General features: G+C 66.3%; 17 protein-coding genes. 8 read left to right on the top strand and 9 right to left on the bottom strand.

Going from position 1 to position 26,026, the window contains the following annotated elements:
- Nucleotides 1–5 precede the first annotated feature (5 nt).
- Nucleotides 6–857: a helix-turn-helix domain-containing protein gene (locus ACEN9Q_RS29270; protein WP_495626928.1), complete on the top strand. Its 852-nt coding sequence runs from the start codon at nucleotides 6–8 to the stop codon at nucleotides 855–857.
- Nucleotides 858–882: 25 nt separating this feature from the next.
- Here the strand turns inward: ACEN9Q_RS29270 and ACEN9Q_RS29265 are convergent, their stop codons facing one another.
- The 4 genes from ACEN9Q_RS29265 to ACEN9Q_RS29250 all read right to left on the bottom strand — a co-directional run bounded on the left by ACEN9Q_RS29265 (nucleotide 883) and on the right by ACEN9Q_RS29250 (nucleotide 11,803).
- Nucleotides 883–5,622, bottom strand: coding sequence for an EAL domain-containing protein (locus ACEN9Q_RS29265; protein WP_495626927.1), 4,740 nt, complete (start codon nucleotides 5,620–5,622; stop codon nucleotides 883–885).
- 326 nt (nucleotides 5,623–5,948) lie between these two features.
- Nucleotides 5,949–7,487, bottom strand: a complete 1,539-nt coding sequence (locus ACEN9Q_RS29260; RefSeq protein ID WP_495626926.1) for a pectate lyase family protein — start codon at nucleotides 7,485–7,487, stop codon at nucleotides 5,949–5,951.
- 284 nt (nucleotides 7,488–7,771) lie between these two features.
- Nucleotides 7,772–10,096, bottom strand: coding sequence for a sensor domain-containing diguanylate cyclase (locus tag ACEN9Q_RS29255; RefSeq protein ID WP_495626925.1), 2,325 nt, complete (start codon nucleotides 10,094–10,096; stop codon nucleotides 7,772–7,774).
- Nucleotides 10,097–10,264: 168 nt separating this feature from the next.
- Nucleotides 10,265–11,803, bottom strand: coding sequence for a carboxylesterase/lipase family protein (locus ACEN9Q_RS29250; RefSeq protein ID WP_495626924.1), 1,539 nt, complete (start codon nucleotides 11,801–11,803; stop codon nucleotides 10,265–10,267).
- A 209-nt stretch (nucleotides 11,804–12,012) separates the two neighbouring features.
- Between ACEN9Q_RS29250 and ACEN9Q_RS29245 the strand changes: the two genes are divergently transcribed.
- Both ACEN9Q_RS29245 and ACEN9Q_RS29240 read left to right on the top strand, forming a co-directional pair.
- On the top strand, nucleotides 12,013–13,017 hold the full coding sequence (locus ACEN9Q_RS29245; RefSeq protein ID WP_495629008.1) for an alpha/beta fold hydrolase: 1,005 nt from the start codon (nucleotides 12,013–12,015) through the stop codon (nucleotides 13,015–13,017).
- Between the two features lie 15 nt (nucleotides 13,018–13,032).
- Nucleotides 13,033–13,449 (top strand): organic hydroperoxide resistance protein, encoded by a 417-nt coding sequence (locus ACEN9Q_RS29240; RefSeq protein ID WP_495626923.1) that lies wholly within the window; start codon nucleotides 13,033–13,035, stop codon nucleotides 13,447–13,449.
- Nucleotides 13,450–13,660: 211 nt separating this feature from the next.
- Here ACEN9Q_RS29240 and ACEN9Q_RS29235 read toward each other — a convergent pair whose 3' ends face one another.
- Both ACEN9Q_RS29235 and ACEN9Q_RS29230 read right to left on the bottom strand, forming a co-directional pair.
- Nucleotides 13,661–16,936 carry a DEAD/DEAH box helicase gene (locus ACEN9Q_RS29235; RefSeq protein ID WP_495626922.1) on the bottom strand — a complete coding sequence of 1,092 codons (3,276 nt, stop codon included), beginning with the start codon at nucleotides 16,934–16,936 and terminating at the stop codon, nucleotides 13,661–13,663.
- A gap of 80 nt (nucleotides 16,937–17,016) precedes the next feature.
- Nucleotides 17,017–17,532, bottom strand: coding sequence for a YgjV family protein (locus tag ACEN9Q_RS29230; RefSeq protein WP_495626921.1), 516 nt, complete (start codon nucleotides 17,530–17,532; stop codon nucleotides 17,017–17,019).
- A gap of 118 nt (nucleotides 17,533–17,650) precedes the next feature.
- On the opposite strand from ACEN9Q_RS29230, the gene ACEN9Q_RS29225 reads away from it, so the two are divergent.
- Nucleotides 17,651–18,034, top strand: coding sequence for a COG4315 family predicted lipoprotein (locus tag ACEN9Q_RS29225; protein ID WP_495626920.1), 384 nt, complete (start codon nucleotides 17,651–17,653; stop codon nucleotides 18,032–18,034).
- A gap of 16 nt (nucleotides 18,035–18,050) precedes the next feature.
- Here the strand turns inward: ACEN9Q_RS29225 and ACEN9Q_RS29220 are convergent, their stop codons facing one another.
- From ACEN9Q_RS29220 to ACEN9Q_RS29210, 3 genes are all read right to left on the bottom strand, one after another.
- On the bottom strand, nucleotides 18,051–19,214 hold the full coding sequence (locus ACEN9Q_RS29220) for a branched-chain amino acid ABC transporter substrate-binding protein (RefSeq protein WP_495626919.1): 1,164 nt from the start codon (nucleotides 19,212–19,214) through the stop codon (nucleotides 18,051–18,053).
- A 70-nt stretch (nucleotides 19,215–19,284) separates the two neighbouring features.
- Nucleotides 19,285–20,142: a class I SAM-dependent methyltransferase gene (locus tag ACEN9Q_RS29215; RefSeq protein ID WP_495626918.1), complete on the bottom strand. Its 858-nt coding sequence runs from the start codon at nucleotides 20,140–20,142 to the stop codon at nucleotides 19,285–19,287.
- A gap of 34 nt (nucleotides 20,143–20,176) precedes the next feature.
- The gene (locus tag ACEN9Q_RS29210) at nucleotides 20,177–22,267 is read right to left on the bottom strand and encodes a M13 family metallopeptidase (protein WP_495626917.1); all 2,091 of its coding nucleotides are present in this window, start codon (nucleotides 22,265–22,267) and stop codon (nucleotides 20,177–20,179) included.
- Nucleotides 22,268–22,394: 127 nt separating this feature from the next.
- On the opposite strand from ACEN9Q_RS29210, the gene ACEN9Q_RS29205 reads away from it, so the two are divergent.
- The 4 genes from ACEN9Q_RS29205 (at nucleotide 22,395) to ACEN9Q_RS29190 (ending at nucleotide 25,957) form a co-directional block, all read left to right on the top strand.
- Nucleotides 22,395–23,237: a CAP domain-containing protein gene (locus tag ACEN9Q_RS29205; RefSeq protein ID WP_495626916.1), complete on the top strand. Its 843-nt coding sequence runs from the start codon at nucleotides 22,395–22,397 to the stop codon at nucleotides 23,235–23,237.
- A 72-nt stretch (nucleotides 23,238–23,309) separates the two neighbouring features.
- On the top strand, nucleotides 23,310–23,762 hold the full coding sequence (locus tag ACEN9Q_RS29200; protein WP_056438214.1) for a MarR family winged helix-turn-helix transcriptional regulator: 453 nt from the start codon (nucleotides 23,310–23,312) through the stop codon (nucleotides 23,760–23,762).
- Between the two features lie 45 nt (nucleotides 23,763–23,807).
- Nucleotides 23,808–24,236, top strand: coding sequence for an organic hydroperoxide resistance protein (locus ACEN9Q_RS29195; protein ID WP_056438217.1), 429 nt, complete (start codon nucleotides 23,808–23,810; stop codon nucleotides 24,234–24,236).
- Between the two features lie 266 nt (nucleotides 24,237–24,502).
- Nucleotides 24,503–25,957: a catalase gene (locus tag ACEN9Q_RS29190; protein WP_495626915.1), complete on the top strand. Its 1,455-nt coding sequence runs from the start codon at nucleotides 24,503–24,505 to the stop codon at nucleotides 25,955–25,957.
- The last annotated feature ends 69 nt before the right edge of the window (nucleotides 25,958–26,026 follow it).

Raw genomic sequence — 26,026 nt, 5'->3', positions numbered from 1 at the left:
ATGCGATGATCGACCGACCTTCCTGCTATCCCAGCCCTGCCGGCGGCCCGCTGCCGCTCCTCGACGTGCTGACGTCACCGGTGCCGCCGGGGCGGTTCGATTCGCCCGTGGATGCGCGCCATGTACTGTGCCTCCACCTGGGTGCGCCGGTGCCCGTGTCCTACCGCGCCGGCAAGGCGGAGCGCCAGGGCGTGCGCTTGCATGGCCAGTTCTGCGTCGTGCCGGGCGGGTCGAGCACGCGCTGGACCATGTCGCAGCCGGCCACCTCGCTGCTGCTGCGGCTGGCCCCCGCGCACGTGCGCGCGACGGCGGAAGACATGGGACTGGGTTCGCGCACCTTCGACCTCGCGCCGGCCATCCACATCCGCGACCCGCAGATCGAACGCATCGGCTGGATGATGCAGGCCGAGGACCATGCCGCCTGTCCGGGCGGCCGGATATTCGCCGACAGCCTGGCCTCGGCACTTGCCGTGCGCCTGATCGCCCTGCAGGCCCCCGCGCGGGCCGCGCCGCCGGCACGGGCGCTGCCGGCGTGGCGCCTGCGCCGCGTCATCGAGTACGTGGATGCCCACCTGGACCAGGACCTCACCCTCGCCGAACTGGCCGCCGTCGCCGAATTCAGCCCGTCGCATTTCAAGGCCCTGTTCAAGCAGGCGACCGGCACGCCGGTCCACCGGTTCGTGCTCGAGCGGCGCATCGAGCGCGCGCGCCTGCGCCTGCTCGAGGGACGGCAAAGCATCACGGAGATCGCGCTGGAAGCCGGCTTCGCGCACCCGAGCCACATGGCGCGCTGGATGCGCCGGCTGGTGGGACTCGGGCCCTCGGAGATTCGCGCCGGTTGCCGGGGCGGCAGGTAGCGCGGGTCGGGCGCCCCGCCCTGGCTTATCCGATCGCCTCCATCGGCGTCTGTGCAGCGCCGTTGCCATGCATCACCCAGTGGTAACGGAACGCTTCCGCGATACTGTTGCGCAAGACGTCGTCGTCCCAGGGCTTGACGTGGAAGCGGAATACCGCGCCGCTGTTGGTCGCTTCGATGATCGAATCGACCGCCGTATAGCCCGACAACATGATCCGGATCGTGTTCGGGTACATGACCTTCACCCGGGACAGGAACTCGGTGCCGCTCATGCCCGGCATGCGTTCGTCGGACAGCACCACCTGGACGTCGTGCGCGGCCAGCAGCGCCAGTCCCTCGGCGCCCGACTTGCCGCGCAGGATGCGATAACCGTCGCGGCGCAACAGGCGCGACAGCGACGACGACACCTGCTCCTCGTCATCGATGATCAGGAGGGTCGACTGCCCGGCATCGCCGGGCGCCGGCGCATGCTCGCCCCGGGGTGCCGCCAGCAGGTGCTGGAACTCGCCGGCGGGAAGCGGCCGGCTGAAATAATAGCCCTGGATCTGGTCGCAGCGATGGCGTCGCAGGTAGGCAAACTGCTCCTCGGTTTCCACGCCTTCGGCGATGACCTGCAATTGCAGGCTTTGGCCGAGCGTGATGATCGAGCGCGCGATCACGGCATCGTCGGGATCGGTGGCGAGATTGCGGATGAACGACTTGTCGATCTTGAGCACGTCGATGGGGAAGCGCTTCAGGTACGCCAGGCTGGAATAGCCGGTGCCGAAATCGTCCAGCGACAGCTTCACGCCGAGTGCCTTCAGGCGCTGCATGATGTCCAGCGCCTGCTCGACATCGTCCATCACCTGGCTTTCGGTCAGCTCGATGTCCAGGCACTTGGCATCGAGGCCGCTTTCCCGCAAGGTGCTCTCGACCATGGTCACCAGGTCGGCATGGTAAAGCTGGCCCGCCGCGAGGTTGACGGCCACGCGCAGCGTGCCGCCGCCCAGCCCCTGCCACCGCGCGGCCTGCGCGCACGCGGTACGCAGCACCCAGGCGCCGATCGGCACGATCAGCCCGGTCTCCTCGGCGATCCGGATGAAGCGATCCGGCGCCACCAGCCCCAGCTCGGGATGCCGCCAGCGCAGCAGCGCCTCCACCCCGATGATGCGGCAAGTCCGCGCATCGACCTGCGGCTGGTAGTGCAACTCGAGTTCATTGCGCTCCAGCGCGTTGCGCAGGTCGCCCTCGAGGCGCAGCCGGTCGGTCGCGCGGTCGTTCATCGCGCTGGTGAAGAACTCGAGGTGATTGCTGCGCACTTCCCGCGCCCGCCGCATCGCGACATGTGCGTTCTTCATCAGCGTCTCGGGGTTGTCGCCGTCCGCCGGGTAGGCGGCGATGCCGACGCTCGAACTCATGAAGAAGTCGTGGCCGTTGACCGGCATCGAGGCCGCGACCGCGTCCATGATGCGCCGCACCTTGGTCACGACCGTATGCTCGTCGTTGCCCTCGGCGAACGACAACATGATCTCGCTCCCGCCCACCCGGGCCGCCGTGTCGCTGGCGCCGAGGACGCCCTGCACGCGCTGCGCCAGCAGTTGCAACACCATGTCGCCGCCGCGGTGCCCCAGGGTTTCGTTGACGAGTTTGAAGCGGTCGAAGTTGAGGCACGCGATCCAGGTCTGGCGCGCCTGCGCACCCGCGCGGACAATCGCGGCCCCGACGCGGCTGACCAGCAGCTTGCGGCTGGCCAGGCCCGTCACGGCATCGTAATCGGCGCGGTATTCGAGCTCTTCCTGATATTGCCTGGCCGCCGTGATGTCGTACATGCCGTGCAGGAAATGGGTAACGGCGCCGCTGTCGTCCCTGACCGGCGAGCAATACGTATCCAGCCACACCAGGCTGCCGTCGCGGCGATAGGCGCGCAGCGCGGCGTGGCCTTCGCGTTGCTGGGCCAGCGCATCGTCGAGCTCGACGAGCGCGTCCTGGGCGACATCCTCGCCGCACAGGAACAACAGCGATCTGCCGACGACTTCGCCGGCCTCGTAGCCGGTGATCCGCTCGAACGCCGGGTTCACGTAGTCGACGGGAAAATCGGGCCCGGTCGCGCTGCGGATGACGATCGGATTGGCGCTCGCTTCGATCGCGCGCTGCAGCAGGCGCACGCGCTCCTCGCTCTGGCGCGCCTTCTGTTCGGCCCGCCCGCGCCCGATCGCGATGCTGATCGTATGCGCACACGAGCCCAGGATCTCGAGCTCGACCTGGGCAGGGTGCGGGTTCGCAGCGGTGTACACGTCGATGGTACCAAATACTTCCCCGTTGCCGGCCTGGATCGGATACGACCAGCAGGCACGGATCGCGGGCGCCGCCGGCTTGCCCACCCGTTCCCACCATGGCTCGGCATCCAGGTCGGCGGCGATCACGGGACGCCGCCCGAACGCGGCGCGGCCGCACGGCAAGGCATCCGGGCCGACCTCGATGCCGTCCAGCGCCGCTTCGAGCGCGGCCGGGAGGCCGACGGCCATGGCATGGCCGAGACGCCGGCCGTCCTCGTCCATCAGCATCACGGCGCAGCCTCCCAGGGGATTGAGTTCCGCGATGATGTGGGTCGCCGCCACCAGGACTTCCCCCAACGGCGCACCTGCCGCGATGTTTTCCAGGATCGCCAGCTGCTCGTCCTTGTACAAACGCAGCCGGCGGCGCTCGGTGATGTCGGCAAAATACACCGTGACCCCGTCGCCCGAGGGGAACACGCGCGTCTCGAACCAGCTGTTCGATGGCGCGTGAAACATCTCGAACGATGCCGGGTCGCCGGTCGCCGCGGCCATGCGGAACTCGCTCTCGGCGATGCCGCCGGCGATTTCCGGATACTCGGCCCACAGGACCTTGCCGATCAGATCGGCGGGCGGCCGTTTGATCAGGCGCTCCGCTTCCTTGTTGACGTAGGTGAAGCGCCATTCGGCATCGAGCGAGTAATACGCATCGGTGATGCTCTCGAGGATGTTCGACAGGCCGCGGGCGAGGCGCCGGATCTCGTCGTTAGCCAGCTTGCTGTCGTGGATGTCGGTCGCCGTGCCATACCATTTGACGATCGCGCCGCTCCCGTCCCGGATCGGCAGGGCCCGTGCCTGGTGCCAGCGGTAGCTGCGGTCGGCGGCCCGGAACAGCCGGTATTCCACCTCCAGCACCCCGCCGGCGTCCACGGCCTGCGTCCAGGCGGCCAGCGTGGGTTCCACGTCGTCCGGGTGCAGGATGGAGGTCCAGCCCTGTCCCGGCCCGAACAGCGCCGCGAAACCCGAATACGCCGTGATGACGTGGTTGGCATAATCGATGCTGCCGTCCGGGTCGGCCGTCCAGACGATCTGCGGCATCGCATCGGCAAGCTGGCGGAAGCGCAGGTCGCTGTGCGCCCGGCTCTCGGCAACCTGGATGTCGCGCACGGCCGCTTCCATCTCCTTGCGTTCGGTAATGTCGGCCAGCGTGCCGATCATGCGCAACGGCCTGCCCTGTCCGTCGACGCTGACGTTGGTGCCGCGGTTGGCGATCCAGCGCCATTCGCCGTCGCCGCCGCGCATCCGGTACTCGACCGCGTAGGCAGCGCAGGCGCCCGTGCGGCAAGCGTCCAGCGCCGCCAGCACATGGGCCCTGTCGTCGGGATGGATACGGCTGTCCCATTCCGCCAGGGTGCGGATCTCGTGCTCGCCATAACCGAGCATCCGCTTGCAGCGGGCGGAAAGAAAGTCGGTCCCGGTGCGGTAGTCGAGGTCCCAGACGTCCTGCCCGGCCCCCTCGACGGCCTGCTTCCAGCGGAACTCGCTCTCTTCCAGCGCCTTGCGCACCGCGGCGCGGTCGCGAATCCCCATGAGCACGATGATGCCGACCCAGACCATGAGCACCGAGAAAATGCCGCAGAAAAAAACCGCCGCGTCCTTCACGTGTTCGTACGACGCCAGCACGTCCTCGATCGAGTGGCCGATCAGGACGGTCAATCCGTATTTTTCGACGGTATGCCAGGCATACAGGCGGTCCACGCCGTCGAGCCGCGCCGCCGCCCGGAGCACGCCGGCGTGCGGCGCGGCTGGATTGACAAATGGAAAATTGCTAAGGGAATATTCCGCGCCGTCGGCAGGCATGGGCGAGCGCGTCAGCACCTGGCCACCCGAGTGCGCCAGTACGACAACCGCTTTCTGACCGAGCATGATATCGTGGGAAAAGCGAACGAAATACTCGGGCGACACCGATAACACGATGATGCCGGCGAAGCGACCGTTCGCATCGAGCAAGGGACGGGCGAACTGGATCGCCTCCCGACCGGAGAGCCGCCCTCGGACCGGACCGTTGATGAACAGCGCGTCCGCCTGGCGTTCGCGCAGCGCAGTGAAGTATTCGCGGTCGCTGTAATCGATGTTTTTTGCGCCGGGCGCAAGGCTGGAAAAGATCAACTTCCCATCAATATCCAGGACGGCGATCCGAAAGCCGGTCATCTGGTTCAGTTGCGAGCGGCGCAGGCGGACCTTGTCGCCAAAGTGCTGCGGTTCCTCCTGCCACCGTTCGCGCAGGTCGACCAGCATGCGGTCGACGGCGAACACCGAGGACTGCGTCTCTTCCGCCAGCACTTTCGCCAGGTTGGCGACGTCCGTGTTGGCATCCTCCAGGGTATGGTCCCGCACCTGCGCCAGGAACAGCGCGGTGACCAGCCACAACGCCGGAAGCAGGCAAGCGAGGAGCAGGGCCGGCCGGGCGCTCAGGGGCTGACGGAAGCGCAGGCGCGAGCGCGAGCGATCCATCGTGCTGTCGGGGACGTGTACGCCAGGCGCACCCGTGGTTGCGTGAACACGGTGCGTGCCGGGTTGCGTAGCGGTCGTATTCGCGGTGCCTGTGATTTCGGACATTCCTGTCCACCTTCGAAAATATGGCAGCCACGCGGCCACCGCCTGGAAAATTTCCTAGAGCGCTGATGTTACCATGGATCAATATTTGATTCTTATATGCAATAAATATTTGATGGATTGTTGCGCACTTGCGTCAGCCTGCCGCCGCGGGACGGGACGGCCGATCAAGCGAAAACGCCGACCCGTGCCGGTCGGCGTTGCTTGTCCGTCGCCGGAGCGGCCTACAGCTTGCCGACGCCCGCGGCGGCCGGCACCGCGGTTGCGAGATTGCTGGTCGCGTCGACCGAGTAGTTATAGTAGCTGGCCGGCGTCGCCGACGGCGTGGCCGCCGGATTGCTCGCCGACGACCACGGCGTGGCAGTGACCGTCACGAGCGAACTGGCGCTGTGGGCGGTCGCGCCCAGGTTCACGGCCGCACCGTTGAGCAGGTTGCCGCTATCGAAGATATACGGCGAGCAGCGCGCCGTGCTCATGCCCGACAGGGCAGCGCACTTGGTCAGCGTGCTGCCGGACGAGACCGAAGCGCCGATCGTGTCGCTGGCCGTCGCGCCGCCGCTGATGTTAAAGACATTGTTCTCGATGTACAGTTTCGAGCCCTGGCCCGAAGTGATCCCCACCAGCCAGTTATACAACGTGACGCTGTTGCTGCCAGTGAAATAGTTGTTGTAAAGGTGGACCATGCCGTAGCGCACACGCGGTTTGCGCTGCACGAGGTTCTGGAAATAATTGTGGTGGAAGGTGGTCTTCAGCACCCCCGGGTTTTCCGCCGTCAGGCTGGCCGTATCGGTGCCGCCCATCAGCATGGACTTGTCGTGGTCATGCAGGTGGTTGTACGACACGGTGATCAGGTTGGCCGACTTGGTCATGTCGAGCAGGCCGTCGTGGTGCTGGACGTGGTAGAGGTCGCCGTCGTACGGTGCGGCCCACACGGACGGGAACTGGTCGTCGGTACGCGCGCCGTCGGAGAACGTGCAGTGGTCGATCCAGACGTGCGTGGCGTACAGGATCGACACGTTGTCGTAGTTCGAATTCCAGCGCCCGCCGGAATCGGTCGGGTCCCACGCCGTGAAGAAGTCGAACGCATCTTCGAACGCCACGTTGCGGATCACGACATTGTCGACCGGTGCGCTCGAACTCGTACCGCTGATCTTGAGGTTGCCGTGGATGATCTTGGCGGTCGAGCCATTGCCGATGATCGAGGTGTTCGACGGCACGGTCAGGACGACGTTCTTCTTCATCTGGTTGCTGGCGCAGGCGCGCGCCGCCTCGACCTTGTCGGTCGACGGCGGCACCTTCGCGTACGGCGGCTTGTAGGCGGCCAGGTAGTCGCTCCAGATCTTGTCGAAGGTGGTGTAGCCGTAGCCGGCGCACGTGCTGCTGGCCGCGTTGGCATAGGTCACGTAATTATTGGCCGTCAGCTCGGTGCCGGCCGCGTTCTGGTTCAGGCTGATGGTGCCCGAGATGTAGATGATCTTCTTGCTGTTGTCGAGCGTGCCGCTGAACGACCCATCGGACTTGATGGTCGCGGTGTTGCCGTACAAAGCCTGGATCAGGCCCGCGCGGGTCGAGACGGTGTAGATCTTGGCCGCCGCCGCGCCGTTGCCGCCGGTGGTGCCGGTGCCGCCCAGGTTATTGGTGCCGGTGGCCGCCCAGCCGGTCGCGCCGAGCGAGGAAATTTGCGCATTGACGCTCGCGCTGGCGCCGGCCATCACGACGCCGATGCATAGTGCCTGACATAACTGCTTTTTGGAAATCGTCATTTCTTCTCCGGAAAAATTGGTGAAATTTCTGATGTGCCCAAGAACAGCTGCAGAGCGACCCCATCGCCAGGGCCCGATATTTGGTCAGGCCGGTTTTCACAATTTGGTATGGGAATCGCTGGTTTGTTGAAATTTGGCCAGACCAATTCAACTGACGCAGTATGACCACATTTCCAACAAGTAGCAATTTAAATAAACAAAAACGCCAACCCATGCAGGTTGGCGTTTCGGTTGTCCGGCAGCGCGATCGTCACGGCCGGCTCATCGCCGAGCGCGCTCCGTACTCATCCGGTCTTGCCCCCGGCGGCATCGTGTCCGGCTTGCCGGAAGCAGTTCCTGCCGGCGCGCTTGGCATCGTACATCGTCTGGTCGGCCGCCTTGACCAGCTGGTCCGGGGTCATGCCGGCCTCGAAATACGCGACGCCGATACTGGTGCTCACTTGCAGGTGTTCCGATCCGATATCGAATGCCGGTCCCATGGCCTCGATGAGTTTTTTTGCGATGACGACGGCATCGTGCCTGTCGTTCAACCCTTCCGCAATCAGGACGAATTCGTCGCCGCCGAGCCGCGCCATGAAGTCGGCATCGCGCAGCACCGAGCGGATCCGCTGGGCGAACATGCGGATGACGGCATCGCCCGCGTCGTGCCCGTACGTATCGTTGATGTGCTTGAACCGGTCGATATCGAAGTACATCACCGCCAGGCCGGCGCGACGCTGCGCGCGCCTGACCGCTTCGTCCAGCTGGCTCTGGAAATAGCCCCGGTTCGGCAATCCGGTCAGCGAATCGAAGTTCGCCCGGCGGAACAACGTCTCCTCCATGTACTTGCGTGCCGTGATGTCCTCGGTGACGCCGAGCACGCCCACCACCCTGCCCTGATCGTCCTTCAACGGGATCTTGCTGGTTTCGATCCAGCAGGCCGTGCCGTCCCGGCGTACGTCGGTGGCCTGCATGCGCATGCGTGCCACGCCGGATGTCATGACTTCCAGGTCCACCTTCCGGAACTGCCTGGCCTGGTCCTTCCACCGCAGGTCCACATCCGTTTTGCCGATCAACTCGTCCATGCTTTGCAGGCCGGCCTCCGCCAGCAATGACCGGTTTCCGCCCTCGTACACGCTGTTGATGTCTTTCCAGAATACGTTTTGCGGAATATTGTCGAGTATCAGCTGCAGCATTTGCCGGGACTCGTAAAGCGCGGCCTCGGCCCTTTTCCGGTCGGTGATATTTTCGGCAAAACCCAGCACGTGGGTGACCGTGTCGCCGGCACTCATCGGGATCATCACGATCGAGAGGTCCGAACTGCGTCCGTCGGCGGCGATGATCCGGCTGGTGTAGGCGACCGCGTTCCCGGCCAGGACCTCTTCGAATCGCTGTGCGGCCGCGTCGCGCTGTTCATCCACGATGAACCTGGCGGCCATCATGCCGATCAACGCTTCACGGCTCACCCCGAGCTCCTTGACCATCTGCTGGTTCACCCGGATGAAACGCCGCCGGCGGTCCAATGCATAGACGGCGAATGGATGATTTTCGAAGAAGCCCGGAAAACGTTCGTTGAAGTCGAGTATCGCCCGCTTGCGCGACACATAGCGCGGCCAGATCGCCGCGGCATAGCTGGCAATCAGGCTCAGCAAAAGTCCGACAGCGAACACCAACGTCGCGGCGTGCGCGGATTTGGGCGCCAGCTCCCCATCTTTCGCATAAAAATAAATCAGCCATTTACGGTTGGCGAACTGCACGTCGGCCCGGTGCGCCAGCAGACCGGCCATCCTCGTCTGCAGGGCGTGGGGCTCGCCGTCGGCGTCGAACACGATATTGTCGGGTGAGACCTGGTCTTCGAATACTTCGAGGTCGAAGCGCCGGGCCAGACGCCCCTCGTCGAAGTCGAGGAACAGGCGGTTCAGGTACAACGTCGAAAAAACGAATCCGCTCAGATCGCCGCTCCGGTCCGTTGCCTTGCCCGCGGCCCGCTGGAGCTTCCTCACCGGAACGAAAATCTGCACGATGGGACGGTTGCCCGGGTCGCGCAGCGCCGTCTGGTGCCTGGTGGCGACGGGCTCGTCGCGCGCCTGGGCCTCCTGCATCGCAGCCCAGCGGTCGGGGATCGCCGAAAAGTCGAAGCCGCGCAGCTGATCGACACGCTTCGGCTCCGTGCGATGCCGGCCATACAGCAAGGGAAAGTACTCATCGACACCGTCGCGCCGGTTCACGATGCGGTAGCCGGCAAAGCGCCGGCGCGCCTCGGCCTCGAAGCGCCGGACCTGTGCCGCGGGCACTTTGGGCAGATAGCCGAACGAACTGACGCCTGGCAGCTGTTCGAACAGGTGACTGGCTGTCAGAAAGTTGTCGAATTCTTCGGGCTCGATATCGGACGAAGCGCTGAATAAAGCCCCCAGCGACCGGCTTGCGCTCACATACAGATCCAGCCGGTGCCGCAACAGGGATTCGTAGCTCTTGGCGCTCTCATGCAATTCGCCGAGTCGTTCCGCCCTGGTCCGTTTCAAGGCATCCACGCAGGCATAAGCGGAGAGCGCAAGACCGATCGTGAACACCATGGCCGGCACCCCGTACGGGCCGAGTGTTCGTTTCATGCGCTCCACGAGCGACATCATTGATTCACCTGACAGATTTGCTATACGATTTCCGGCGGAAGGATCTCCCCGCCGAAAATCATCTTAGCAGTCCCCTCCTTGCGCAGTCGCAACGTTGGTGCGAGCTGGCGGTAGTTCAGCGCAAATACAACATGTTGCGTACAACCCGGCCTGACGGCGAGCGCAGCGTCATTGGTTCGTCACAGGCTGCGGAAACAACGAAAAGTCGGGCAGCTTGCCGCGCGCATCCAGGTCGGCCTTGTCGCCGATGCGCACGATCGACGCGGGCGTCCCGTCGAACGCCGGCCAGGCCGGCAATCCCTTGCCGTTCGGACTGCCCGTGCGCGCGAAGCTGGCCCAGGTATCGGCCAGCCGGGTCGCCAGTTGCCGGTCGTAGGCGGACCACGGCCGCGCGTCCTGGCCGAGATGGTCGAAGACATACTGGATCTCCGCGCCGTGTCCTGCCCCGCAACCGTAGCCGCATGGCGTCACGGGTTCCGCCGGCCGGTGCGCGAAATAATAGACATAGGGCCTGGCCCGGCCGTACCGCGCCTGCAGTCCGGCCCAGTACACGGTGCGCCAGCCCCACCAGTCGTTCGTGAGCCGGTCGATGGAAGCCTTGGCCTGGGCGTCCGTCGCGCCCGGGTACGCCGCCAGCACGGCCGCCGACGGCGCATGGCCCAGCAGCTTCGTCACCAGCGCCCGGTGATGCGCGGCCGTGAACTGGTCGGTGCCGAGGATTTCGGGCGCGAGATCCTTGCCCTCTTCCGCATTCCAGCCGGCGAGCAGCGGCACGTCGTTCTGGCGGTGGTTGCGATAGAGCGTCGTCATGTCTTCGCGCAGCACGTGGCCGTCGACGATCGGGTGCGGCGCCCACGCCGGCTTTTGCAGCGCGTCGACGGGCAGCGCGCGCAAGTCCGCCAGGTGCGCCGCACCGACGGCCTTGGCGAACGCCAGGCCTTCGTTTTCCGCCGTCCGGCGGTAGAACAGCGCGTTTTCGCTCGCGTCGATGGGAATGGCGTCGTTGCCGCTTTGCGAGATCGCGCGCTGGAACAAGCCTTTCGCCAGCGGCGTCGCGATGAGGAGCGCGACGGATTCGCCGCCCGCGGATTCGCCCATGATGGTGACGCGTCCGGGGTCGCCGCCGAAGGCCGCGATATTCTCCTTCACCCAGCGCAGCGCCGCGATCTGGTCTTCGATGCCCTGGTTCCCCGACGCCTTGTCCGGCGACTCCGCCGTCAGCTCGGGGTGGGCAAAGAAACCGAAGATGCCGAGGCGGTAATTGATCGTGACGACGACGACGCCGCGCCGCGCCAGCGTGCCGCCGTCGAACATCGGCATGGCGGCCGTGCCGCCGTAGTAACCGCCGCCATGGATCCAGACAATGACCGGCAGCTTCTGCGCCTTGGCGGGCGTCCAGACGTTGAGATAGAGACAGTCTTCACTTTTCCGATTCGGCACCCACGGCGCCGTCTGGGCGCAGGCGGGCGCGAATTCGCGCGCCTGCTTCACGCCCTGCCACGGCGCGACGGCCTGCGGCGCACGCCAGCGCAGCTTGCCCACCGGCGGCGCAGCGAACGGGACGCCGAGATATGCCTTCACGCCGTCGGCGGAGGTGCCGACGATCTGTCCGCCCGTCACTTTCACCGGGTCCGTCACCGGTGCCGCCTGGGCCACGCAGGCCAGCAGGCATCCGGCGACCAGGGCCGTGGTCCGCATAGCTCCCATGGTGTCTCCTCTTTGCTTGTCGAAATGATCATTCTAGCGGCCCCGCTTTGTGCCCGGATCGCTGCAGGAAAAATAATTATCGAAATAATGGATTTTGTGCTTGCAAAGCCCGGTGTCGTCGGATAAAGTTATCGACATAATGATTATCGCGATAAGTAATTTACAGCAGACCATCTGACCTTCACCGGAGAAATCACATGAATCAGCACATGAATCAGCACATGAGCCGCAAGCTTCGCAACGTCCTCGGCGCCGCCGTCCTCGCCGTCACCGCGCTCGGCACGGCCCATGCACAGACGGCCGGCCAGGCCCCGGCCGCGTTCCCGGCCATCAAGCAGATCGATGCCGGCGTGCTGAACGTCGGTTACGTCGACGCCGGTCCGGCCAACGGTCCCGTCGTGATCCTGCTGCACGGCTGGCCCTACGACATCCACAGCTATGACGAGGTCGTGCCGCAGCTGACGAAGGCCGGCTACCGGGTGATCGTGCCCTACCTGCGCGGCTACGGCACGACGCGCTTCCTCGACGCGCACGCCGTGCGCAACGGTGAACCGGCGGCGCTGGCACAGGACGTCATCGACCTGATGGATGCCCTCAAGATCGACAAGGCGACGCTGGCCGGCTACGACTGGGGCGCGCGCAGTGCCGACATCGTCGCCGCGCTGTGGCCCGAGCGGGTCAAGGGCCTGGTGTCCGTCAGCGGTTACCTGATCGGCAGCCAGGAAAGCGGCAAGCAACCGCTGCCGCCGAAGGCCGAGCTGCAATGGTGGTATCAGTTCTACTTCGCCACCGAGCGCGGCGCGGCCGGCTACGCAAAGAACCACCACGATTTCGCCAAGCTGATCTGGCAAACGGCATCGCCGCAGTGGCATTTCGACGACCGCACCTTCGACCGCAGCGCCGCCGCCCTCGACAATCCGGACCACGCCGCCATCACCGTCTTCAACTACCGCTGGCGCCTCGGCCTGGAAAAAAGCGAAGCGAAATACGAGAAGCTGGAAGCCCGCCTGGCGACGTTCCCGGCCATCACCGTGCCGACGATCACGCTGGAAGGCGACGCCAACGGCGCGCCGCACCCGGAACCGGCCGCGTACGCCAAGCGTTTCACCGGCAAATACAAGCATGAACTCATCAAAGGCGGCGTGGGCCACAACCTGCCGCAGGAAGCGCCGCGCGCCTTTGCCGATGCCGTCATCGCCGTCAACCACCTGTAATCCCAAGGAGATATCATGAGCAAGATCGACAAGGTTCTGTACACCGGTAAAACCCGCACCACCGGCGGTCGCGAAGGCGGCGCGCGCAGTGAAGACGGGCGTCTCGACATCACGTTGTCGCCGCCGGGCAGCGCCGGCACGGGCACCAATCCGGAGCAGCTGTTCGCGGCCGGCTGGTCGGCCTGCTTCATCGGCGCCATGGGACTGGCGGCGCGGGAACGGCATGTCGCCCTGCCGGCGGACACGGCGGTCGATGCCGAAGTCGACCTCGGCACCGGCGCCGACGGCTATGCGCTGCAGGCCCGCCTGGCCGTGAGCCTGCCCGGCGTGCCGCGCGATGTCGCCGCAGGGCTGATCGAGGCCGCGCACCAGCGCTGCCCGTATTCGAAAATGTCGCGCGGGAACATCGACGTCGCCATCACGCTGGCCTGATCCCCGAAACGACGACGCCACCGGCTAGTGGCGTCGTCGTTCGTCGTCGCGAGCTTCCGCGATCAGTGGAAAAACAGGTACAGGATGACCAGCACGATTGCCGGAACGCCCAGGATCCAGGCCAGGAAGTATTTGCCCATGATCGTTCTCCTTTCGTCAGCGAATTGATCATGGGTTCAGGATGCCGGAGGCGGACGCGGGCGTCCGTACGTTAGTGCACGGTGTGCGCGAGCAGCACCCGCAAATCGTCCGGTCCGATGGCCGCCGCCAGCCCGCCTTCCGCATCCAGCACGGCATTGGCGAGTTCGCCCTTGCGCCGCTGCATTTCCTGGATTTTTTCCTCGAGCGTGCCGCGCGCGATCAGCTTGTAGACGAACACGGGCTGGTCCTGGCCGATGCGCCAGGCGCGGTCGGTCGCCTGGTTTTCGCTGGCCGGATTCCACCACGGATCGTAGTGGATGACGGTATCGGCCGCGGTCAGGTTCAGGCCGACGCCGCCCGCTTTCAGGCTGATCAGGAATACGTTCACGTCGCCCCGCTGGAACGCGGCCACGGGCGCCGCGCGATCAAGCGTGTCGCCGGTCAGCAACGCATAATCGATGGAGCGCGCGCGCAAGGCGTCCTCGATCAATGCGAGCATGCTGGTGAACTGGGAAAACACGAGGACGTTGCGCCCCTCGCTCAGCAAGGTGTCGAGCAGTTCCAGCAGCGCGTCCAGCTTGGCGGAGCCGGCCTTCGCGGCCGCGTCCAGCAGGCGCGGATCGCAGCAGACCTGGCGCAGTTTCAGCAAGGCGTCGAGGATCACGATGTGGCTGCGCGCCAGGCCCTTGCTGTCGATCGCGTCGCGGACCTTCTTGTCCATCGCCACGCGCACGGTTTCGTACAGGTCGCGCTGGGCGCCGTCGAGCTCGATGGGCAGCACGATCTCCGTCTTGGGCGGCAGTTCCGTCGCCACCTTGTCCTTCGTACGCCGCAACATGAAGGGTTTCAGGCGCCGCGCCAGCAAGTCCTGGCGCTGGACGTCGCCCTGCAGTTCGATCGGCTTGCGGAACACGGCATTGAATTGTTTTTCGTCGCCCAGCAGGCCCGGCATCAGGAAGTGGAACTGCGACCACAATTCGCCGAGGTGGTTCTGCACCGGTGTGCCGGTCAGGCACAGGCGGTGACGCGCGTCGAGCAGGCGCACCGTCTGCGCCGCCTTCGCGCGGCTGTTCTTGATGTACTGCGCTTCGTCGAGAATCAGGAGGTGGTAGCGGTGCTGGCGCAGCGCCAGCTCGTCGCGGCCCAGCAACGCGTAGGTCGTCAGGACGAGATCGGCCTCGCCGACCTGGTCGAATAACGCTTTGCGGTCCTTGCCGTGCAGGAGCAGGACGCGCAAGCCCGGCGCAAAGCGTGCCGCTTCCGCCTGCCAATTGCCCATCAGGCTAGTCGGGGCGACGACGAGCGCCGGCGCGTCGAGCCGGCCCGCCTCTTTTTCGACGAGGATGTGGGCGAGCGTCTGGATTGTCTTGCCGAGGCCCATGTCGTCGGCCAGGATGCCGCCGAAGCCGTATTCGCGCAGGAATTGCATCCAGTCCAGACCCGTGCGCTGGTAAGGGCGCAGCTGCGCGCACAGGCCGGCCGGCACGTCCACCGGGCGGATGCCGGAGAAATCGTGCAGCTTGCGGCCCAGGTCGCGCAGACGGTCGCCACCGAGCCAGCGCATCCGCGCCGCCCGCTCCAGCTCCGCCAGGCGCGCCGCGTCCAGCGCGGGCAGGCGGATGGTCGCGCCGATGCGGTCGCTGAAATACAGTTCGCCCAGCGTCGCGAGGATGGGTTTCACGCGGCCCCACGGCAGGGCTACGCGCGTCAGGCCGGACAATTCGACCAGGAGTTCGTCGGTATCGGCGCGCGCGGCCAGGGCGGCGGCGTCGAATTTCGTCGGTGCTTCGCGGATCATATCCAGCAGCAGCGGCAGCAGCGGATAGCGCTCGCCGGCCACGATGACGCCGAGTTCGAGGTCGAACCAGCCGCTGCCGTCCTGCCCGCCTTCGTCCAGGTCGGCATACCACGCTTCGACTTCCGCGACGGCGTAGCGGAAGTCGTCATCGATCTCGACCAGCCAGCCGGCCGCGCGCAGGCGCGGCAATTCATCGCGCACGAAGGCCAGCCACGCGGACTCGTCCGGCAATACCAGGGCGTCCCACCAGTCGTCGAGCAAGGGGTCCCCCGGCGGCGGCGAGGCGAAGCCGGACGCGGCCAGCCAGGCGGCAGCGGCGGCTTCGGCCTTCTGATCGCGCACGATCACGTCGATGCCGTCCTCGAGCGCACGACGCACGACGGGTTCGTCGACGCCGTCCGTGGAGAGGCCGTCGTAGTCGAAGGACAGGACGGCCACGTCGCGCCAGACCCAGTCGCGGCGCGTCGACATCTGCAGGCTGTCCAGCAGCAGGCACGGCACGGGCGCGACGTCGCGCCGCTCGCGCACCTCGAGCGCTGCCGGTGTGGGCATGAGCCCGTCCAGGCCCAGTTCGACCAGGCGTGCGGCCACCCCGCTGCGCTGTTCCGCCCGCAGCATCGGCGCCTGCGCGACCAGGTCCAGCAAGGCCGCCGACGGCATGCCTGCGAATTGCTCGGGCACCGCCAGTACGCCGAGCATGAGATCGTCCAGATAGGTCATCGGATCGGTCGGCAATATCTGCTCGACCGTCCCGCCGTCGTCGAGATGCCAGTCCAGCACGACCGCCTCGCGGTTGGCCGGATGCTGGCGCCACGCGATGTCGATGGCTCGCCGCGGGCCCGGCGCCATCAGCCGCAGGTCGCCCCGCGAGGCCGCATGCTGCGAGCGTGCGCGCCACAGCCGGCCTTCGGCGCTCAGCATGCCCAGCAACCGGGCGCCGAGCACGCCCGTCGGCCTGGGCGCCGCCAGTCCGGTACGCATCGCGGCCAGCAGGAGCAGCGGCTCTTCGTCCTCGAACCGGACGTAGGACGGCCGCATCGTCAGCAGGGACTGTGGGTCGTTCATGATGTCGGCGCCGGCAATGCTGCCGTCCCCGTTCATGCGCGCCACGTACGAATGCAGGCTCAATGCCTTGCCATGACGGTCGGGGACGAGCACGTAGATGATCCGGAAGGCGTTGTCCGCCGACGGTCCCTGGGCTCGGTGCAGGTAGTCCTGCAGCGCCGTCAGCTGCTGCAGCCAGCGCTCGGCCGCCATCGGCACGTCCGGCGCGGCACGGTCCAGCATGGTCAGCAGCACGGCCACGACATGCTTGCAGTTGAAGTTCATCGGACAGCCGCAGTCGCCCTTGAACTGAACGCCGTGCTTGCCGTTCGTTACGCGGATCTTCTGCTCGTAGACGTTGTTGCCGCTGCCTTCGACTTCGCCGTAGATCTTGTCGCCGTCCAGGTCGATGCCGAGGACCCGGCCTTTCCGCGCATACTCCTCGCCCCGGCCAAACGTGCCGGGATCGAACTGGCGCCTGATGTCGTCGCGGGTGAATTCCATGTGCGGGTGTATCGTAAGCAAATCGAGGCGTTATTATCCCCGATCGCCCCGCCGCCCTCCACGAGCGGCGTTGATGGACCTCAGGCCGGCTGCGCCACCCGCGCCGCGCGGACCATGCGCCAGATCGTCGTCGTGTTCACGACAGCCATCACGATCTCGAGCGCCGTGCCGCCGATCGAACCGGCGATGATGTTGTTCGCGATCCACAGGAACGTCCCGCACAGCATCAAGAGACGCATGGGCACGCCGCGCAGCAGGAACAGGGCGAGCGTGCCGATGCAGGATGCGGCCAGGGGCAGCCAGTCCGTCATGCGCGTGGCGAGCGACAACCCGAGGACGAGGTTCATCGCGACGACGCCGCCCGCCACCCACAGCGAGCGCGTGTACAGCGCCAGCACGGAGCGCAGCAGCGACATCGTCGTACTGGCGACAGGGGTCGGGTCGCCGAGCAGGGCGAAGTGGACGATGTAGGCGAGGCATTCGCCGGCCATGAACAGCTTGAAGCGGCGGTCGTCCTTTTGCACGGCGCAGGCGACGCCGAGGACGAACGCGATATAGCCGACGCATTGCGCCGGCGAAAACCAGTCGAGGGACATGGGGAGAATCAGGTTGGGCGGGACGGCCGGAACCGCGCATTATAGCCTGCACTATGGTCTAGAATGGCCGGGCAGTCCTGACAACCGATGTCCGATGTTTTCAACAAGGAGCTTCTCCATGAAAGCCGTGAACCTTGGTATTGCCTGCCTTTCCACCCTGTGCGCCCTGTGCGCCCTGCCCGCCCATGCCGCCGGTCCCGCGCCGGTCAAGAAGGTCGACGGCATCCTCGTCGATGCCCATGGCATGACGGTCTACACCTTCGACAAGGACGTCGCCGGCAGCGGCAAGAGCGCCTGCTCGGGCCCGTGCGCGGAAAACTGGCCGGCCGTGAAAGCGGGCGACTCAGCCCTGCCCGCGCCCTATTCGACCATCGTGCGCGACGACGGCACCAAGCAGCTCGCCTACCACGGCAAGCCGCTGTACACGTTCGTCAAGGACAAGAAGGCAGGCGAGCGCGCAGGCGACAAGAAGATGAACGTCTGGCACGTCGTGACGGATTGAGCGCCCCGGCGGCGCCTCAGTGCGCGCCGGCCGCGCTGCCGCTGCTGTCGCGCACGACCCGCAGCTTCGTCAGCCGGCCACGGCGGTAGGTGTACAGCGTGAGCGCCGCGTCGCGCAGGTCGCCGTTCGCATCGAAGGCGATGGTGCCCGTGATGCCCTGGTACTTGATGTGCGCGAGGGCCGGCAGGAATTTCGCCGGGTCGGACGATCCGGCCGCGCGCATCGCGGCGGCGAACGCCAGCGTGGCGTCGTAAGCGTACGGCGCGTACTTCTGGAATGCCATGCCGTAGCGCTTCTTGTAGCGTGCCGAGAAGGCCGCCATGCCTGCCTCCAGCGGCGCATCGACGCCGCCGGCGACGACGCAGATGACCTTGTCGTCGCCGAGCGCCGTGCCGGCCAGCAGCGGCAGCTTTTCCGAGCACACACCGTCGCCCGACACGAATTTCGCATCGATGCCGAGCGCCTGCATCTGCTTCAGCATGGGGCCGGCCGTGGCGTCCATGCCGCCATAAAAAATCACGTCGGGGCGGCGCGCGCGGATCTGCGTGAGGATGGCGTTGAAATCGGTCGCACGGTCGTTGGTGAACTGGCGGCTGACGATCTGCGCGCCGCCAATCCTCTTGACGTCCTTCGCGAACTGGTCCGCGAGGCCCTGGCCGAACGCGGTGCGGTCGTCGATGACGGCGATCTTGTTCGCCTTGAGGGTGTTGATCGCGTAATTCGCCAGCACGCGGCCCACGAGGTCGTCGTTGGCGACGACGCGGAACGCCGTCTTGTAGCCCTGGTGCGTGTACAGCGGCGTCGTGGCGGCCGGAGAAATCTGCGGGATACCCGCGCTCTCATAGATCTTCGAGGCCGGCACCGTCGTGCCGGAATTCAGGTGGCCGACGACCGCCACCACGCCGCCGTCCACGAGCTTTTGCGCGACGGCCGTGCCGAGCTTCGGATCGCTGCCGTCGTCCTCGGCCTGCAGCACCCATTTGACCTTCTTGCCCGCGATGGTCGCGCCCTGCGCGTTCAGGTCGTCGATCGCCAGGCGGGCGCCGTTCTCGATGTCCTTGCCCTGGTGCGCGCTGGGGCCGGACAGCGGCGACGCGCTGCCGATCTTGACTTGCGATTGGGCGTGGGCGGCGGGCACACAGGCCAGCGAGAACAAGGCGGCGAAGCGGATCAGACGCATGGGTAATTCCTTCAGGTTGATGTCCTGATTGTAATCCCCACGGCCGCGCACGCGCTGCGCCACCGAACGGTCACGTCGTCGCGACCAGGAACTCCTCGCCATTGGCGGGCGGGTGGAGGCCGTCGGTCCGGTCCGCGAAATAGCGCCGGGTCAGGTCGACGGCCGACACATGCCGCACGTCCCCGAAGCCGGCCTCGCGCGCGCGCGCGAGGATCTCGGCCGGGGTGAAGAAACTGAGGAAGGGCGTGCCGCTGGCGCGCGCGCCCTCGTCCGCCTGTTGCAGTTCCTTGCGGTCCGCCGGAGCGGGCTTGTCCAGCGGCAGCAGGAACGTCATGGCAAAGGTCGACCCGGGCGCGAGCGCGGCGAGCCGGCGCAGCGTCGCCATGTTGGCATCCCGGGTCAGATACATGCTGACGCCCGTGGACACGACGACGGCCGGCTTGCCCGCGTCGAACCCGGCCGCCGCCAGTTCATCCCACCACGACGCGCCCCGCTCGAAATCGACCGGCACGAAATGCAGCCAGTCGGGCACGCCGAAACCGAGTTCGACGAGCCGCCGCCGCTTCCACGCCTGCGGGCCCGGCCGGTCGATCTCGAAGACGCGAAGGCGCGACGCGATCTCCGGCCGCCGCTGGGCAAAGCTGTCGAGGCCGGCGCCCAGGATCACATACTGGCCGACGCCGCGGCCGGCCTGCTCGACGACCAGGTCCTCGGTAAAACGTGCGCGCGCCACGATGGACGCGCGGAAGGGGCGCGTGAACTGCGGCGCCATGTCGTCACGGCTGCGCCATCCGGCGCCCGGCGCCAGCAGCGCGAGGCCGACGTCGTCCGTGAAGACGTGCGGCGGCGGGTCGGCCTGCACGTGCAGGGCGCGCCACAACGCGACCCGCGCCGCCGTGCTCTCCGGTCCCGATTCTTCGGTGTTCATTCGCTTCCCCTTGCTGAAAAGTGTCGATCGGCGCTTACCAGAACACGACGCGGTCCTGCGGCGCCAGGTACATCCTGTCGCCCGGCTTGACGCCGAACGCTTCGTAAAAACCCGGGTGGTTGCGCAGGCTGCCGTTGACGCGGAATTCCGCCGGCGAGTGCGGATCGGACTTTACCTGCGCGATGAGCGCCGCGTCGCGCGCCTTGCCGCGCCGCGCCTGCGCGAGGCCCATGAAGATGCGCTGCTCGGCCGTGAAGCCGTCGATCACGGGTGCGGGCTTGCCGTGCAACGAGATCCGGTAGGCGCGGCTGGCCATGACGGCGCCGGCGTTGTCGGCGATGTTCTCGCCCAGCGTCAGCTCGCCGTTCAGGTGATAGCCGTCGACCGGGCTGTAGCCGGCATACTGCGCCACGAGCACCTTGCCCTTCGCGGCGAATTTTTCGCCGTCTTCCTTCGTCCACCAGTTGCGCAGGTTGCCGTCGCCGTCGTACTGGGCGCCCTGGTCGTCGAATGCGTGGCTGATCTCGTGGCCGATGGAGATGCCGACGGCGCCGTAGTTGATCGCGGGCTCCGCATCCGGATCGTACAGCGGCGCCTGCAGCCGCGCGGCCGGGAACACGACCTCGTTCATCTCCGGGCTGTAGTAGGCGTTCACGGTCTGCGGCGTCATATGCCATTCGGCGCGGTCGACCGGCTTGCCCAGCTTGGCGACGGCGTAGCGGTGCGCGAATTCGCGCGAGCGCATCACGTTGCCGACGAGGTCGTCGCGCCTGACGGTGAGGCCGGCATAATCGCGCCACTTGTCCGGGTAGCCGACCTTGACGGCGATCTTCGCCAGCTTGGCCTGCGCCTGCTTCTTCGTGTCGGGCGTCATCCAGTCGAGCGTCTCGATGCTCTCCTTGTAGGCCAGCAGGAAGTTGTGGACCATCTCCTCGACCTGGCGCTTGCGCTCGGCCGGGAAGTAGTGCTCCACATAGACCTTGCCCACGACCTCGCCCAGGTCGCGGTTGATCTGGGCGATCGCGAGCTTCTCCGTCGGGCGGTTGACCTTCGCGCCGGACAGCACCGTGCCGCGGAACGCGAAACTCTCGTCGACGAACGGCTGCGACAGATACGGCGCGTACGCGCTCAGGACGCGGAACGTGAAGTATGCCTTCCACGTGTCGACCGGCGTGGCGGCGATGATGCCGTCCAGTTGGCGCAGATAGCCCGGCTGGCTGACGTTGACGGCATCCGCCTTGCCGGCGATGTCCTGCGCCTTCATCCACACGCTCCAGTCGAAGCCGGGCGCCAGCGCCTCCAGTTGCGCGACCGTCACCTTGTTGTACGTCTTGACGGGGTCGCGGTTCTCGACGGCGCTCCACTGCGCCTGCGCCAGCGCCGTCTCGAGCGCGACGACGCGCGCGGCCTGGCCGGCGGCGTCCGGCTGCCCGGCCAGCGCCAGCAGCTTTTCCACGTGCGCCCGGTAGCCGGCGCGCGTGTCGGCCAGTTTCGCATCGTCCTGCAGGTAGTAGTCGCGGTCGGGCATGCCGAGGCCGGATTGGGAGATGTCCACGAGGTAGCGCGTGGAGTGCCTGCTGTCCTGCTGGACCGACAGCGCGAGCGGACCGCCCGCGCCGATGCGGCTGACGTGGGCGGCCAGCGCGGCCAGTTGCCGCTTGTCCCGCAAGGCCGCGATACGGGCCAGTTCGGGCTTCAGCGGCGCCAGGCCGAGCGCGTCGCGGTGCGCTCGGTCGATGAAGCTGGCGTAGTAGTCGCCCATCTTTTGCGCGTCCGAGCCGGGCCTGGCGGCCGGGTCCTGCGCGGCCTGTTCGATCAAGGTGCGGATCTGCGCCTCGACCTTTTCTTGCGCCACATTGAACGCGCCCCAGCTGGAACGGTCGGCCGGGATGTCGACGTCGTGCAGCCACTTGCCTTGCGAGTAGCGGAAGAAATCGTCCTGCGGGCGGACGGCCGGATCGACGGCGGCCCGGTCGACGCCGGACGACGTCGCGGCGGCGGTTGCGGTTGAGGATGCGTTTGCGGTTGCGGTTGCGTTTGCGGATGCGGCGGTGTCGGCCGGGGCCGCGTAGGCCTGGCCTGCGAGCAGGCCCGTGATGAGGGCGCTGCACAGAGTACGCTTCATGGGTGTCTCCACGGTTGGGTGAGCTTGCGATGCTAAAGGAACCATTGCCCGCTGCCAAGCGTCCAGGCCGGCTGGAATTCCGCGCCGCTGTCCCCATCTATGCTCCAGCCTTTCCTGCATCGTTCCCATGCCCGCCTTCGCCCGTCTTGTCCCGTTCGTCGCCACGTTGGCCGCCGCCGTGCCCGCGCGCGCGGACGAACTCGCCGACCTGATCAACGCGTACCGCGCCGCACCCGCCGACTGCGACGGCCGGCCCGCCGCGCCGGCAGGACGCCTGGCCGTCGAGCCGGCTCTGGCGCGCATCCGCATCGGCCCCGGCACCTTCCTCGAACCGGCCCTGCGCGACGCCGGCTACGAGGCCGAGCATGCCGAGGCGATCACGGTCACGGGGCCGCCGGATGCGCGCGCGGCGATGGACGTCATCGGACAAAAATATTGCCGCACGCTGCGCGCCGCCGAGTTCGCCGCGGTGGGCACGGCGCACGTCGGCGACGACTGGCAGATCGTGCTGGCGCAGCCCGTCGTCATTCCGCCGCTGCCGGACTGGCCGAATGCGGGCCAGGACATCCTCGCGCTCGTGAACGCCGCGCGCGCCCGGCCGCGCACGTGCGGGACGCAGGCGTTCGGCCCCGCCGGACCGCTCACGTGGAACCCGCTGCTGGGCCAGGCCGCCCTCGCCCACAGCGCCGACATGGCTCATCAACACTATTTCAACCACAAGCAGCCGGACGGCAGCCTCCCCGCCGACCGCGCGACGAAGGCCGGCTATCGCTGGGTCCGCGTGGGCGAGAACATCGCGTCGGGCCAGCGTACGGTCGACGAAGCCGTCGCGTCCTGGCTGGACAGCCCGGGCCACTGCGCCAACATCATGAACCCGGCCTTCACGGAAATGGGTGCGGCCTACGCCATCGATCCGCGGAACCGCAACCGCACCGCGTACTGGACCCAGGTCTTCGGCGCACCGCGTTAATTGATTCAAGCTATAGCCTGCATAAAAATAAACATATTGTGCGCAATTGAATTGCGCGCTATAGTTCAGCCCATGGAAACGAACGACGCAAACGCTGCTCTCCTGCTCGACAACCAGCTGTGCTTCGCACTGCACTCGGCATCGCTGGCGATGACGAAGGTGTACAAGCCGCACCTGGACAGGCTGGGCGTGACGTATCCGCAGTACCTGGTGCTGCTGGTGCTGTGGGAGCGCGACGGCCTGAGCGTGTCGGACATCGGCGAGCGCCTGTACCTGGATTCCGGCACGTTGACCCCGCTGCTGAAGCGGCTCGAGGCCCAGGGCCTGGTCGACCGCTCCCGCGATCCGCAGGACGAGCGCCGCGTCGTGATCCGGCTGACGGCCCAGGCGCGCGCGCTGAAGGATGACGCGGCCGGCATCCCGGCGTGCATCCTGGGCGCCACCGGCTGCGACGTGCAGGAAGTTGTGAGACTCGCCGGCGAGATCAAGGCCATGCGCGACAGGCTCGCCGGCGGTGCGATGTAAAACGATTTATGTGCAGTACGAACCCAACCACTGAAAGGTAATCCGATGACCACCAAACTCGATAAAGTCCTGTACACCGCCAAGGCCCACACCACCGGCGGCCGCGAAGGCCAATCCCGCAGCGACGACGGCCTGCTGGACGTGAAACTGGCTCCGCCGAAAGAAATGGGCGGCAAGGGTGACGCCACCAACCCGGAACAACTGTTCGCCGCCGGCTACTCGGCCTGCTTCATGGGCGCCATCAAGTTCGTCGCCGCACAAAAGAAAGTCGTCGTCCCGGCCGATGCCGCCATCGACGCCAGCGTCTCGATCGGCCCGATCCCCAACGGTTTCGGCCTGGCCGTGGAACTGGCCGTGAGCCTGCCGGGCCTGGACCGCGCCGTCGCGCAGGACCTGGTGGACGCGGCCCACATCGTGTGCCCGTACTCGAACGCCACCCGCGGCAACATCGACGTCACGCTGAGCCTGATCTAACACAAACCGGGGTCAGAGCCCCGATTTGGGCAATTGCCCAAAATCGGGCTCTGACCCCGGTCGACTCTGACCCCGGTCGACTGCCCCGGTTCCCGACCGGGTCAATAGCTTTCGCTCACTAAGCAGCTTCATGGGATTAATTTTTCCTATGAGATCCATATAAACAGATAGTTTGCATGGATGCCCGTCGCGCTCTACCATGGTTGTGAATAGATCGCAGCTATCGAATAAAAAACATCGATAGCTCAACCATTGAAAGAGCCGCCATGACCAAACTCACCACCGCCTCCGGCATCCCCGTCGACGACAACCAGAATTCGATCACGGCCGGCCCGCGCGGCCCCGTGCTGCTGCAGGACTTCCACCTGATCGAAAAACTGCAGCATTTCAACCGCGAGCGCATCCCCGAGCGCGTCGTGCACGCGAAGGGTTCGGGCGCCTACGGCACCTTCACCGTCACGCACGACGTCAGCAAGTACACGAAGGCGGCATTATTCTCGGCCATCGGCAAGCAGACGGAGACGTTCCTGCGCTTCTCGACCGTCGGCGGCGAAAAGGGTTCGGCCGACACGGCACGCGATCCGCGCGGTTTCGCCGTCCGCTTCTACACCGAAGAAGGCAACTGGGACCTGGTGGGCAACAACACACCGACGTTCTTCCTCAAGGACGGCATCAAGTTCCCCGACTTCATCCACACGCAAAAGCGCGACCCGCTGACGAACCTCAAATCGGCGCAGAACGTGTGGGATTTCTGGAGCCGCGCACCGGAAAGCCTGCACCAGGTGACGATCCTGTTCTCCGACCGCGGCATCCCGGACGGCTACCGCCACATGGACGGCTTCGGCAGCCACACCTATAGCCTCATCAACGACGCGGGCGAACGGGTCTGGGTCAAGTGGCATTTCAAGACGCTGCAGGGCATCAAGAACCTGAGTGCAAGCGAAGCCCAGCGCCTGGCCGGCGTCGACCCGGACTATGCCCAGCGCGACCTGTTCCACGCCATCGCCCAGGGCGACTTCCCGCGCTGGAGCGTGGAGATCCAGGTGATGGACGACGCCCAGCGCGCCGCCTGGGAGGCGAAGACCGGCTGGGACGCATTCGATCTCACCAAGGTGTGGCCGCAGGGCGAGTTCCCGCGCACCCCCGTCGGCATCCTGGAACTGAACCGCAATCCGGACAACTACCACGCCGACGTCGAGCAGGCCGCCCTGTCGCCGTCGAACATCGTGCCGGGCCTGGGCTACAGCCCAGACAAGATGCTGCAGGCACGCCTGTTCGCCTACCACGACGCCCAGCTGTACCGCGTCGGCACGAACCACCAGCACCTGCCGGTGAACCGTCCGCGCTGCCCGTTCCACAACCAGCAGCGCGACGGCGCGATGGCGGTCGCCAACGGCGGCGCGGCGGCGAATTACGATCCGGTGCATGCGGACGTCCCGGCGCAAGGGGGCTTCGGCCACGGCGACGCCGGCTGGCCCGTGGAAGGCAACGCGGCGCGCTACGACACCCGCGCCGTCGATGACCATTTCACGCAGGCGGGCAACCTGTTCCGCCTGCTGTCCGACGACGGCAAGCGCAACCTGATCGAGAACATCGCGGGTTCGCTGTCCGGGGCGGATGCCGTCATCCAGGATCGCCAGATCGGCCATTTCCTGAAAGCGGATCCGGCGTATGGGCAGGGGGTGGCGGAGGCGGTTCGCAAGCTGCAGAACCAGGCGTAAATTCTCACAGAAAATCACCCAAGCCCTTCATTTTCAAGGGCTTCTGGACATTATGGACAAGTTCGGTAA

It is taken from the genome of Massilia sp. Masssp93, assembly GCF_059491295.1.
Note: the sequence above shows the minus strand (reverse complement) of the source record. Positions and strands in the feature narration are given on the sequence as shown.

Excerpts from the sequence above, each read along its gene's own strand:
- ACEN9Q_RS29250 (WP_495626924.1), bottom strand. The coding sequence starts at position 11,803 with ATGGGAGCTATGCGGACCACGGCCCTGGTCGCCGGATGCCTGCTGGCC.
- ACEN9Q_RS29205 (WP_495626916.1), top strand. The coding sequence starts at position 22,395 with ATGCCCGCCTTCGCCCGTCTTGTCCCGTTCGTCGCCACGTTGGCCGCC.
- ACEN9Q_RS29230 (WP_495626921.1), bottom strand. The coding sequence starts at position 17,532 with ATGTCCCTCGACTGGTTTTCGCCGGCGCAATGCGTCGGCTATATCGCG.
- ACEN9Q_RS29215 (WP_495626918.1), bottom strand. The coding sequence starts at position 20,142 with ATGAACACCGAAGAATCGGGACCGGAGAGCACGGCGGCGCGGGTCGCG.
- ACEN9Q_RS29220 (WP_495626919.1), bottom strand. The coding sequence starts at position 19,214 with ATGCGTCTGATCCGCTTCGCCGCCTTGTTCTCGCTGGCCTGTGTGCCC.
- ACEN9Q_RS29190 (WP_495626915.1), top strand. The coding sequence starts at position 24,503 with ATGACCAAACTCACCACCGCCTCCGGCATCCCCGTCGACGACAACCAG.
- ACEN9Q_RS29195 (WP_056438217.1), top strand. The coding sequence starts at position 23,808 with ATGACCACCAAACTCGATAAAGTCCTGTACACCGCCAAGGCCCACACC.
- ACEN9Q_RS29240 (WP_495626923.1), top strand. The coding sequence starts at position 13,033 with ATGAGCAAGATCGACAAGGTTCTGTACACCGGTAAAACCCGCACCACC.
- ACEN9Q_RS29225 (WP_495626920.1), top strand. The coding sequence starts at position 17,651 with ATGAAAGCCGTGAACCTTGGTATTGCCTGCCTTTCCACCCTGTGCGCC.
- ACEN9Q_RS29260 (WP_495626926.1), bottom strand. The coding sequence starts at position 7,487 with ATGACGATTTCCAAAAAGCAGTTATGTCAGGCACTATGCATCGGCGTC.
- ACEN9Q_RS29245 (WP_495629008.1), top strand. The coding sequence starts at position 12,013 with ATGAATCAGCACATGAGCCGCAAGCTTCGCAACGTCCTCGGCGCCGCC.
- ACEN9Q_RS29265 (WP_495626927.1), bottom strand. The coding sequence starts at position 5,622 with ATGGATCGCTCGCGCTCGCGCCTGCGCTTCCGTCAGCCCCTGAGCGCC.
- ACEN9Q_RS29200 (WP_056438214.1), top strand. The coding sequence starts at position 23,310 with ATGGAAACGAACGACGCAAACGCTGCTCTCCTGCTCGACAACCAGCTG.
- ACEN9Q_RS29270 (WP_495626928.1), top strand. The coding sequence starts at position 6 with ATGATCGACCGACCTTCCTGCTATCCCAGCCCTGCCGGCGGCCCGCTG.
- ACEN9Q_RS29255 (WP_495626925.1), bottom strand. The coding sequence starts at position 10,096 with ATGATGTCGCTCGTGGAGCGCATGAAACGAACACTCGGCCCGTACGGG.
- ACEN9Q_RS29235 (WP_495626922.1), bottom strand. The coding sequence starts at position 16,936 with ATGGAATTCACCCGCGACGACATCAGGCGCCAGTTCGATCCCGGCACG.
- ACEN9Q_RS29210 (WP_495626917.1), bottom strand. The coding sequence starts at position 22,267 with ATGAAGCGTACTCTGTGCAGCGCCCTCATCACGGGCCTGCTCGCAGGC.